The 11,261-nt window shown below is 68.4% G+C and carries 10 protein-coding genes and 2 riboswitches; of the genes, 8 read left to right on the top strand and 2 right to left on the bottom strand.

Annotation, left to right across the window (positions count from 1 at the left end; all coding sequences use genetic code 11):
• Positions 1-130: 130 nt before the first annotated feature.
• The 7 genes from L810_RS42075 to L810_RS42045 all read left to right on the top strand — a co-directional run bounded on the left by L810_RS42075 (position 131) and on the right by L810_RS42045 (position 9,505).
• The gene (locus L810_RS42075) at positions 131-1,183 is read left to right on the top strand and encodes an oxidoreductase (RefSeq protein ID WP_042978333.1); all 1,053 of its coding nucleotides are present in this window, start codon (positions 131-133) and stop codon (positions 1,181-1,183) included.
• A 170-nt stretch (positions 1,184-1,353) separates the two neighbouring features.
• Positions 1,354-1,716 carry a hypothetical protein gene (locus L810_RS42070; RefSeq protein WP_021164193.1) on the top strand — a complete coding sequence of 121 codons (363 nt, stop codon included), beginning with the start codon at positions 1,354-1,356 and terminating at the stop codon, positions 1,714-1,716.
• 123 nt (positions 1,717-1,839) lie between these two features.
• Positions 1,840-1,940, top strand: a riboswitch (glycine riboswitch).
• Positions 1,941-1,974: 34 nt separating this feature from the next.
• Positions 1,975-2,108: riboswitch (glycine riboswitch) on the top strand.
• Positions 2,109-2,192: 84 nt separating this feature from the next.
• Positions 2,193-3,311: a glycine cleavage system aminomethyltransferase GcvT gene (gene gcvT / locus L810_RS42065; protein ID WP_021164192.1), complete on the top strand. Its 1,119-nt coding sequence runs from the start codon at positions 2,193-2,195 to the stop codon at positions 3,309-3,311.
• A gap of 118 nt (positions 3,312-3,429) precedes the next feature.
• On the top strand, positions 3,430-3,810 hold the full coding sequence (gene gcvH, locus L810_RS42060) for a glycine cleavage system protein GcvH (RefSeq protein ID WP_021164191.1): 381 nt from the start codon (positions 3,430-3,432) through the stop codon (positions 3,808-3,810).
• A gap of 63 nt (positions 3,811-3,873) precedes the next feature.
• Positions 3,874-6,801, top strand: a complete 2,928-nt coding sequence (gcvP, locus tag L810_RS42055) for an aminomethyl-transferring glycine dehydrogenase (RefSeq protein WP_021164190.1) — start codon at positions 3,874-3,876, stop codon at positions 6,799-6,801.
• A 151-nt stretch (positions 6,802-6,952) separates the two neighbouring features.
• On the top strand, positions 6,953-8,086 hold the full coding sequence (locus L810_RS42050) for an alginate lyase family protein (RefSeq protein ID WP_021164188.1): 1,134 nt from the start codon (positions 6,953-6,955) through the stop codon (positions 8,084-8,086).
• Positions 8,087-8,116: 30 nt separating this feature from the next.
• Positions 8,117-9,505: an L-serine ammonia-lyase gene (locus L810_RS42045; RefSeq protein WP_021164187.1), complete on the top strand. Its 1,389-nt coding sequence runs from the start codon at positions 8,117-8,119 to the stop codon at positions 9,503-9,505.
• 67 nt (positions 9,506-9,572) lie between these two features.
• On the opposite strand, the gene L810_RS42040 is transcribed toward L810_RS42045, so the two are convergent.
• Positions 9,573-9,974 (bottom strand): type II toxin-antitoxin system VapC family toxin, encoded by a 402-nt coding sequence (locus L810_RS42040; RefSeq protein ID WP_021164186.1) that lies wholly within the window; start codon positions 9,972-9,974, stop codon positions 9,573-9,575.
• Positions 9,974-10,210, bottom strand: coding sequence for an antitoxin (locus tag L810_RS42035; protein ID WP_042978332.1), 237 nt, complete (start codon positions 10,208-10,210; stop codon positions 9,974-9,976). Before L810_RS42035 ends, L810_RS42040 begins: the two co-directional genes overlap by 1 nt.
• A 413-nt stretch (positions 10,211-10,623) precedes the next feature.
• On the opposite strand from L810_RS42035, the gene L810_RS42030 reads away from it, so the two are divergent.
• Positions 10,624-11,261 (top strand): thiamine pyrophosphate-binding protein (locus L810_RS42030; RefSeq protein WP_042978331.1); only part of this gene is annotated, 638 nt, incomplete at its 3' end.

Here is an 11,261-nt window from a genome sequence, read left to right as displayed (position 1 = left end):
GCGCCGCATCGCACGGCGCGTTTCGCCCGAACGCCCCGGTACGAGCGGCGGCGCCATGCCAAAATAGCCGGTCGTCTTCGCGCCGTCTCGGCGCACCATCCTTTAGTTTCCTTCGCAGCCAGGGATTGCCATGTCGTCATTGCTCAGGATTGGTTTGATGGGTTTCGGTTTCGCCGGCGCGACGTTCCATGCGCCGGTCATCGCCACGAGCGGCCGCACTGAAGTCGCCGCGATCGCGACGGGGCAGCCCGATCGCGCACAGGCCGCGTATCCGGGCGCGCGCGTCGTCCCCGATCTCGACACGCTGCTCGGCCTCGACGACATCGAATGCGTGGTGATCGCCACGCCGAACGACACGCACTTCACGCTCGCGCGCCAGGTACTCGAAGCCGGCCGCCACGTGGTCGTCGACAAGCCCGTCACGCTCACCGCCGACGAGGCGCTTGCGCTCGCGCGGCTCGCGAACGCGCGCAGCCGGCTGTTCGCGCCGTTCCACAACCGCCGCTGGGACGGCGATTTCCTCACCGTGCGCCGCATCGTCGAATCGGGCGAGCTCGGCCGGCTCACGTATTTCGCGTCGCACTTCGACCGCTTCCGCCCGACGCCGCGCACGCGCTGGCGCGAGGAACCCGCCCGCGGCGGCGGCCTGCTGCTCGACCTCGGCCCGCACCTGATCGACCAGGCGCTCGCGCTGTTCGGCCTGCCCGAAACGGTGGGCGCGACCGTCAAGACCCGTCGCGACAACGGCACGGCGCCCGATTTCGTGCACCTGCAGCTCGGTTACCCGGACAAGGACGTGGCGCTGCATGCGAGCGCGCTGTCGGCGATCGAACCCGCGCGCTTCACGCTGCACGGCACACGCGGCAGCTACCAGAAGTTCGGGCTCGACACGCAGGAAGACCAGCTCAAGGCCGGCCTCACCGCGGACGACGTCGAATTCGGCGGCGGCAATCCGCCGGGCCTGCTGCGCGTGCTCGACGGCGAGGTCGAGGTCGAACGCCCGGTGCCGACACTCGACGGCCAGTACGCGGAGTTCTACCGCGCGCTCGCCGCGTCGATCCGCGACGGCGCGCCGTTCCCCGTCACCACGCAGGATGCCGTCGACGTGATGACGATCATCGAGCTCGCCGCGCAGAGCGAGCACGACGGCCGCCGGCTGCCGTTCGTGCGCCGCACGATCTGACACCGCGCGCGTGCCGGTCGCGACCGGCCGGCACGCGCGCGGCCGGCCCGGCGGATTCGATTACAGGAACATTCGGTTACAAATGCCGGGGGAACGAAAGTCAGCGTCCGACCGGTCTGACGCGTTTCTCGAAAAAGTCGATCCGACACCAATCCGTCTGGAGAATGTTGATGCAACGGTTGATTCGCGCAGCAGCGTGCTGCGTCCTGGTTTCCTCGCTTGCGGCCTGTATCGTGCAGCCGCAGCAGCCGGTTCGCCCGGCCCCTCCGCCGCGCCCGAATCCGCAGGTCGTCGCGAACGAGCGGATGCAGCAGATCCAGGGCCGGATCGAGAACCTGCACCGCCGCATCGATGCGCGCGTGAACGGCGGCTACTACCCGCCGCCGTACGGCGCGCAGCTTCACCACCGCCTCGACGTGATCCGCCAGGAAGCGAACGACATGTCCGCGCAGCACAGCGGCGGCCTGTCCGGCGACGAGCAGCGCGTGCTGAACCAGGAACTCGACACGGCCGCGCGCGCGATCGGCGAGTAACGCACCGGCGCCCGCCGGCGCGGAGAAAGCGGCGGCACCGCTTGCCGCCGCTTGTCGCCGCTTGTCGCGAAGCGACATTCTTTTGCTCAAATTGACAAGGCCCACCTGCTCGCGTACAGTCGCCCGCACGCGTCGGGAGAGCGTGTGACCGTGCTGTTTCAGCCGGTTGCGCCGCCGAAGGGGCACACCCGCAAACTCTCAGGCAAAAGGACCGACCGCGTCGGGGAACCTCGTCCGTGCATCGCGCGGGCCATACACTCCCCGCACTCTGGAGAGCGGCAGTAGCCCGCAGCGCATAGGCTGCGCGGGCAGGCTGCCCACCGAAGGGGCGCGCGTTCGCCAGGCCTGGCCGGCAGCGCAATCTCTCAGGTATCGAGGACAGAGGGGCATGTACCGGATCGCTCGCAGGCCGTCGGCCGCGGTGGTCGGCACATGGCCGTTCTGATCCGCGCGCAAGCGCCTTGCCTGAGGCCTCGATGACTGCACTGAATCACACCCCGCTCAACGCCGCGCACCGCGCGCTCAATGCCCGCATGGTCGACTTCGGCGGCTGGGACATGCCCGTCAACTACGGCTCGCAGATCGAAGAACATGAAGCCGTGCGCACCGACGCCGGCATGTTCGACGTGTCGCACATGTGCGTCGTCGATTTCACCGGCAGCCGCGTGCGCGCATTTTTCGAGCACGCGATCGCGAACAACGTCGGCAAGCTCAAGACGCCCGGCAAGGCACTCTACTCGTGCCTGCTCAATCCGCAGGGCGGCGTCATCGACGACCTGATCGTCTACTACTTCACCGAAGAATTCTTCCGCGTCGTCGTCAACGCCGGCACGGCCGAGAAAGACATCGCGTGGTTCAACCAGCTGAACGAGCAAGGCGGCTACGGCGTCACGATCGCGCCGCGCCGCGATTTCGCGATCATCGCCGTACAGGGCCCGAACGCCCGCGAAAAGGCCTGGGCGACCGTGCCCGCCGCGCGTGCCGCGACGAGCGAGCTGAAGCCGTTCAACGCCGCGCAGGTCGCCGGCACGCCGTTCGGCGATCTCACCGTCGCACGCACCGGCTATACCGGCGAAGACGGCTTCGAAGTGATCGTCCCGGCCGTGCACGTCGAAGCGCTGTGGAACGCGCTGCAGCAGAACGGCGTGCGCCCGTGCGGGCTCGGCGCGCGCGACACGCTGCGCCTCGAGGCCGGCATGAACCTGTACGGCCAGGACATGGACGACACCGTCTCCCCGCTCGACGCGGGCCTCGCGTGGACGGTCGACCTCGGCGCGCCGCGCGACTTCGTCGGCCGCGCCGCCCTTGAAGCCAACGGCACCCGCGCCGCGTTCGTCGGCCTGATCCTGCAGAAGGAAAACGGCAAGGCGGGCGGCGTGCTGCGCGCGCACCAGAAGGTCGTCACGCCGCACGGCGAAGGCGAGATCACGAGCGGCACGTTCTCGCCGTCGATGCAGGAATCGATCGCGTTCGCGCGCGTGCCGGCGGCCGTCCAGATCGGCGACATCGTCCAGGTGCAAATTCGAGACAAGAATCTTCCCGCGCGCGTGGTAAAACTGCCGTTCGTGCGCAACGGCAAGGTCCTCGCTGCGTAACGGCCGGGCGGCCCGCCTCCCGGAAAGCCGGGAGATGGCGCCCGGCGCAACACCACACCCGGCGCGCCCCGGCGGGCGCGCCAGCAAAACGAACAAACCCTTTTATCAGGAGCATCCGATGAGCAACGTCCCGGCCGATCTGAAGTACACCGACGAACACGAGTGGATCCGCACTGAAGCCGACGGCACGCTGACGGTCGGCATCACCGATCACGCGCAGAACACGCTCGGCGACATCGTTTTCCTCGAACTGCCGGCCGTCGGCAAGCAGGTGAAGGCGGGCGACGCGATCGGCGTCGTCGAATCCGTGAAAGCGGCGTCGGACATCTATTCGCCGGTGTCGGGCGAGGTGGTCGCGATCAACGCGGACGCCATCGACACGCCGGAAGAGGTGAACAGCGACGCGTACGACACGTGGCTGTTCAAGATCAAGCTCGCCGCCGGCGCATCGACCGACGGCCTGCTCGACGCCGCCGCCTACAGCAAGCTGATCGACTAATTCCCTTACCCGAACCGCGCGACGCCGGCCGCCGGCCGGCCCGCGCGGGACCAGAGTCACGCCATGAAGCTCGAACACCCGGACCGCCTGATGAACCGCACGCCCCTCTCGCTCGCCGCGCTCGAAACGCACGACGCGTTCGCCGAACGCCACATCGGCCCCGACGCCGCCAGCCAGCAGGCCATGCTCGACACGCTCGGCTTCGCGTCGCGCGCCGCCCTGATCGACGCCGTGATCCCGGCCTCGATCCGCCGCGCCGAAACGCTGCCGCTCGGCCCGTTCGCGCAGCCGAAGAGCGAGGCCGAAGCCCTCGCCGCGCTGCGGGTTCTCGCGGACAAGAACCAGGTGTTCCGCTCGTATATCGGTCAGGGTTACCACGACACGCACACGCCGGCCGTGATCCTGCGCAACGTGCTCGAAAACCCGGCGTGGTACACGGCCTACACGCCGTACCAGCCCGAAATTTCCCAGGGCCGCCTCGAGGCGCTCCTGAACTTCCAGCAGATGGTCGCCGACCTGACGGGCCTCGCGATCTCGAACGCGTCGCTGCTCGATGAAGCCACCGCCGCCGCCGAAGCGATGACGCTGCTGCAGCGCACCGGCAAGCCGGCATCGAACGTGTTCTACGTCGCCGACGACGTGCTGCCGCAAACGCTCGAAGTGATCCGCACGCGCGCGCTGCCGGTCGGCATCGAGGTCAAGACGGGCCCGGCCGCCGACGCGGCGCAAGCGAATGCATTCGGCGTGCTGCTGCAATACCCGGGCGTGAACGGCGACGTGCGCGACTACCGCGCGCTCACCGAAGCGATCCACGCGGCCGGCGGCCACGTGGTCGTCGCGGCCGACCTGCTCGCGCTGACCGTGCTGACGCCGCCCGGCGACTGGGGCGCGGACGTCGCGATCGGCAACACGCAGCGCTTCGGCGTGCCGATGGGCTTCGGCGGTCCGCACGCCGCGTATCTCGCGGTGCGTGACGAATTCAAGCGCCAGATGCCGGGCCGCCTCGTCGGCGTGACGGTCGACGCGCAGGGCAAGCCCGCGCTGCGCCTCGCGCTGCAGACGCGCGAACAGCACATCCGCCGCGAGAAGGCGACGTCGAACGTGTGTACCGCGCAGGCGCTGCTCGCGATCATGGCCAGCATGTACGCGGTCTACCACGGCCCGCACGGCCTGAAGACGATCGCGCTGCGCGTGAACCGCATCGCGGCCCTCTTCGCCGCCGGCGTGAAGCAGCTCGGCTTCACGACCGTCAACGACACGTTCTTCGACACGCTGACGATCGACACCGGCGCGCGCACCGCGCAGGTCCATGAACTCGCGAAGGCCAGGCGCATCAACCTGCGCCGCGTGAGCGACACGCAAGTCGGCGTATCGGTCGACGAAACGACGACGCGCGACGACCTCGCCGATCTCCTCGACGTGTTCGCGCAGGCCGCGGGCGGCACCGCGCCGGCCGTCGATGCGCTGGACGCGGGCCTCGCCGGCGTCGCCGCGCTGCCGGCCGGCCTCGAGCGCACGAGCGCGTACCTGACGCACCCCGTGTTCAACCGCCACCATTCCGAAACCGAAATGCTGCGCTACCTGCGCAGCCTGTCGGACAAGGATCTCGCGCTCGACCGTTCGATGATCCCGCTCGGCTCGTGCACGATGAAGCTGAACGCGACGTCGGAAATGCTGCCGGTCACGTGGCCGGAGTTCGGCGGCATCCACCCGTTCGCGCCGGCCGAGCAGACCGTCGGCTACCGCGAGATGATCGACCAGCTCGAGCAGATGCTCGTCGCGGCCACCGGCTACGCGGCCGTGTCGCTGCAGCCGAACGCCGGCTCGCAGGGCGAGTACGCGGGCCTGCTGATCATCCACGCTTACCACGCATCGCGCGGCGAAGCGCACCGCGACGTGTGCCTGATCCCGGCATCCGCGCACGGCACGAACCCGGCGTCCGCGCACATGGCCGGCATGAAGGTCGTGGTCGTCGCCTGCGACGCGCAGGGCAACGTCGACATCGCCGATCTCAAGGCCAAGGCCAACGAGCACGCGAAGAACCTCGCGGCGATCATGATCACGTATCCGTCGACGCACGGCGTGTTCGAGCAGAACGTCCGCGAGATCTGCGAGATCGTGCATGCGCACGGCGGCCAGGTGTACGTCGACGGCGCGAACATGAACGCGATGGTCGGCCTGACCGCGCCGGGCCAGTTCGGCGGCGACGTGTCGCACCTGAACCTGCACAAGACCTTCTGCATCCCGCACGGCGGCGGCGGCCCGGGCGTCGGCCCGGTCGCGGTCGGCGCGCACCTCGCGAAGTTCCTGCCGAACCAGCGTTCGACCGGCTACTCGCGCGACGAAAACGGCATCGGCGCGGTGTCGGCCGCGCCGTACGGCTCGGCGTCGATCCTGCCGATCTCGTGGATGTACATCGCGATGATGGGCGCGAAGAACCTGACCGCCGCGACGGAAACCGCGATCCTCAACGCGAACTACATCGCGAAGCGCCTCGCGCCGCACTACCCGGTGCTGTATTCGGGCCCGGGCGGGCTGGTGGCGCACGAGTGCATTCTCGACCTGCGCCCGATCAAGGAATCGAGCGGCATCACCGTCGACGACGTCGCGAAGCGCCTGATGGATTACGGCTTCCACGCGCCGACGATGAGCTTCCCGGTCCCGGGCACGCTGATGGTCGAGCCGACCGAATCGGAATCGCAAGAGGAACTCGACCGCTTCATCGCCGCGATGATCGCGATCCGCGAGGAAATCCGTGCGGTCGAGGAAGGCCGCGCCGACCGCGAGGACAACCCGCTGCGTCACGCCCCGCACACGGCGGCCGTCGTCACCGCGAACGAATGGCCGCACGCGTACTCGCGCGAGCAGGCCGCGTACCCGGTCGCGTCGCTCGGCACGAACAAGTACTGGCCGCCGGTCGGCCGTGCGGACAACGTCTACGGCGACCGCAACCTGTTCTGCTCGTGCGTGCCGATGTCGGAATACGCATAACGCACACGAGGCCAGGAGTCGTCCGATGGGGCCCGCACCGCACGCAACCCGGGGTTGCGTGCGGTTTTTTTGTTCGCCGCTCGAACCCGTGCACGTTCGTGCGCCAATCCAGCTAACATCACACGCGATCCAGCCAATGAAGGAGTTCCGCATGGTGCGTCCGATGTTTCCGGGCCATGGTGCACTGCAAGGGCGGCCGCGCGCGCGCCGTGTCGTGCCGATGTTCGTCGCGTCGCTGTCGTTGGCCGCTGCCGGCCTCGCGTGCGGCAGCGCGCGCGCGGCGATGAATTTCTGCGCGGCGCCGGCCCTGCAGGCGAGCGAGACGACGCAGGCCGAGCCGGGCGTCCAGGCGCTGATCCGCAGCGTCGACGCACGCATCGGCGAGCAGCCGAAGGCGATGGCGCGCGTGCACACCGAGGGCACGCTGCCGCACGAAGGCATCTACGACCAGAGCGCCGCCGCGCTGAAGGATCTCGACCTGATGCGCGATGCCGCGCTCGCGTGGCGCGTGACGAACGCGCCGCGCTACCTGCAGCTCGTCGACCGCTTCCTGTCCGCGTGGGTCGGCACCTACCAGCCGAGCTTCAACCCGATCGACGAGACGCGTTTCGACAGCCTGATCGTCGCGTACGACATGACGGCAAGCGCGCTGCCGGTGAAGACCCGCAACGCGACCGCTGCGTTCATCGCGAAGCTCGGCGCCGGTTATGTCGCACAGATCGACGCGCAGAAGCGCCCGCTCACCGGCACCTGGCGCAACAACTGGCAGAGCCACCGGATCAAGCTGATCGCGCTGTCCGCGTTCACGCTCGGCGACCGCAGGATGATGAACGCCGCGCAGCGGCTGTTCGTCGAGCATCTGGCCGACAACATCGGCCCGGACGGCAAGACATGGGACTTCGAGGAGCGCGATGCGCTGCACTACGCGGTCTACGACCTGCAGCCGCTGGTGACGGCCGCGCTCGCCGCGCGCCGCTTCAACCGCAACTGGCTGCGCGAGCGCGGCACGAACGGTGCGACGCTCGCGGCCGCGCTCGACTGGCTCGTGCCGTACGCGCTCGGCGAGAAAACGCACGAGGAATTCGTGAATTCGCCGGTGCCGTTCGACGCGAAGCGCCGCGAAGCCGGCCTGCCGGGCTACACGGGGCAGTGGGACCCGAAAAACGCCACCGAACTCTTTCATCTGGCCGCGCGGCTCGACGGGCGTTATGCCCGCGTCGCGCAGCAACTTTCCCCAACGCCGCCCGCATGGCTCGCCGCGTGCCTGCCATTGCAGGCGCGCTAGCACTACTCTTAAAGCAAGGCAGGAATCGAAATGGCAGTCAGCGTCTTTGACCTCTTCAAGATCGGTATCGGTCCATCCAGTTCGCATACGGTCGGGCCGATGCGCGCGGCGCTGATGTTCGTCCAGGGCCTCGAGCGCGACGGGATGCTCGACGCGACCGCCCACGTGAAGGTCGAGCTGTACGGCTCGCTCGGCGCCACCGGCAAGGGCCACGGCACCGACCGCGGCGTGATGCTCGGCCTGCTCGGCGATGCGCCCGACACCGTCGATCCCGACACGATCGACGCGCGGCTGGAAGACGTCCGCAAGTCGAAGAAGCTCGCGCTGCTCGGCACGCACCCGGTGCCGTTCGTGCTGAAGGAGAACATCGCGTTCTACCGCCAGGCGCTGCCCGAGCATCCGAACGGGATGAAGCTGCGCGCGAGCGACGCGAACGGCGCGGTGCTGGTCGAGCGCACCTACCTGTCGGTCGGCGGCGGCTTCGTCGTGACGGCCGGCGCGCCGAACACGAAGGTGCTGAGCGCGGCCGAGCAGATGACGCACCCGTTCCGCACCGGCGCCGAGCTGCTCGCGCTGACCGAGTCGACCGGCAAGTCCATCGCGCAGCTGATGTGGGAAAACGAGCGCGCGTGGCACACCGAGGAAGAGACGCGCGATGGCCTGCTGAAGATCTGGGCGGTGATGCAGTCGTGCGTGTCGCGCGGCTGCGGAATCGGCAACCCGGATGCCGACGGCAACCTGCCCGGCCCGTTCCAGGTCAAGCGCCGCGCGCCGCAGCTGTACCGCACGCTGACGGGCAGCCCGGAGCGTGCGCTGCAGGATCCGCTGTCGATGATCGACTGGATCAACCTGTACGCGATCGCGGTCAACGAGGAAAACGCGGCCGGCGGGCGCGTCGTCACCGCGCCGACCAACGGCGCGGCCGGCATCATCCCCGCCGTGCTGCACTACTACACGCGCTTCACGCCGGGCGCGAACGAGCAGGGCGTGATCGACTTCCTGCTCACCGCCGCCGCGATCGGCATTCTTTACAAGCTGAATGCGTCGATCTCCGGCGCGGAAGTCGGCTGCCAGGGTGAAGTGGGCGTCGCATGCTCGATGGCGGCGGGCGCGCTCGCGGCCGTGCTCGGCGGCACGCCGCAACAGGTCGAGAACGCGGCCGAGATCGGGATGGAGCACAACCTCGGCCTCACCTGCGACCCGGTCGGCGGGATGGTGCAGATTCCCTGCATCGAGCGCAACGCGATGGCGTCGGTGAAGGCGGTCAACGCGGCGCGCATGGCGTTGCGCGGCGACGGCTCGCACTACGTGTCGCTCGACTCGGTGATCAAGACGATGCGCGAGACCGGTGCCGACATGAAGACGAAGTACAAGGAAACGTCGCGCGGCGGGCTCGCGGTGAATATCGTCGAGTGCTGATGCGGATTCCGGCGGTCACGCGGGGCGAATCGATACCCTGCCGTGCCGCCGGACATGACCGGGCACGCTAGTCGTTCAGCCAGTTCTCCAGCCGCAACCCCGGGTAACTCGCGAAATCCCGCTCGTTGTTGGTCACGAGCACGACGTCGAGCGATACCGCGTGCGCCGCGATCAGTTTGTCGAGATGATCCCTCTTCCGCTCGCGGGTCGCTTCGCGAACAGGGCCGTACGCTTGCGCGGCCGCCGCGTCGAACGGCGCAACCGGAATATCCTCGATCAGGTCGGCAAGGTTGCGGCGCTCCCGGACCGCATTCGCACACGCGGCCACGCCGTATTCGAGCTCGGCGTAGGTAATCGCCGACATCACGACGTCCCCCGTGTAGCACTGGGCAAATCGTTTCGCGACCTGTTCCGGCTGATGCTTCATCAAATAGATGCACATGTTGGTGTCGAGCATGTAGCGCGGCATCACAAACCCTCGCGGTCGGCCTGCTCCTGGTCGCCACGCCCTTCAGCCATGAAATCCGGTGCGAATTTCGCGAACTTCTCGAGCACGCCAGCCAACGGCCGTCGCACGGGACGAATACGGATTTCGTCGCCGATCCGTTCGATTTCGAGCTCGATATCGCTGCGCTCGTAGGCAAGATCCGCCGGAATCCGTACGGCCTGCGAGTTGCCGTTCCGGAACACCCTCGTGGTATGCATGTCGATCTCCCATGCGTGTGTACGATGGATGTACTTTAGGGTGTTTCCGAGGCAATGTAAATCCATGTGTGTACACGACTCCGAAGTGATCATGCGGGCGGCTTGCGATATGCCGAAGATATCCACTGCCGGCGGCCGGTCAATTGCGGCGAAAAGACACGTGGTTCGACGCAGTTCGCCACCCGCCTGACCGTGGCAGCGGATCGTCCTGTCCGGCTCGATGCCGGCAGCCTCCACTGTCCACCGTCCGGCAATCACGCACCAGTCGTCCTTTCGGCCAGCCGAACCCGGCGAGCACGCAAGACGCGCCGCCCGACCCGCTCCGGGTTCCGACACTTTTCACCGGCCGGCGTACCGGCGCCCCGCCGACAGGCGTAAGCTGTACGTCCCGCTACCCAGGGAGACGGCAGCCCATGTCGCATTCCAAGGATCTCGAGCAGCCCGCCACCACCGGCGCGCGACTGCTCGTCGATGCGTTGCTCGCCAATCACGTCGAACGCGTGTTCTGCGTGCCCGGCGAGAGTTTCCTCGCCGTACTCGATGCGCTGGCGGACGACACCGCGCGCATCCAGACGGTCGTCTGCCGCCACGAGGCGGCCGCCGCGAACATGGCCGAGGCGGTCGGCAAGCTGACCGGCCGCCCCGGCATCGCGTTCGTCACGCGCGGGCCCGGCGCGACCCATGCGTCGATCGGCGTGCACACCGCGTTCCAGGATTCGACGCCGATGATCCTGTTCGTCGGCCAGTGCGCGCGCGAGCACCTCGACCGCGAAGCCTTCCAGGAAATCGACTACCGGCGCATGTTCGGCCAGATGGCGAAATGGGTCGCGCAGATCGACGATCCTCGCCGCATTCCCGAGTACCTGAGCCATGCGTTCCACGTCGCGACCGCCGGCCGGCCCGGCCCGGTCGTGCTCGCGCTGCCGGAGGACGTGCTGTCCGAAGCCTGCGCGCCGCAGCCCGTCGTGCCGGCCGCGAAACGCGTCGCGGCCGCGCCGTCGGCCGCGCAGCTCGACGAGCTGCGCGAGCGGCTCGCGCGCGTCGGGCGTCC

This window comes from Burkholderia sp. AU4i (assembly GCF_000466765.1).
GTDB lineage: Bacteria > Pseudomonadota > Gammaproteobacteria > Burkholderiales > Burkholderiaceae > Burkholderia > Burkholderia cepacia.
This window is presented reverse-complemented; position numbering and strand designations above follow the sequence as displayed.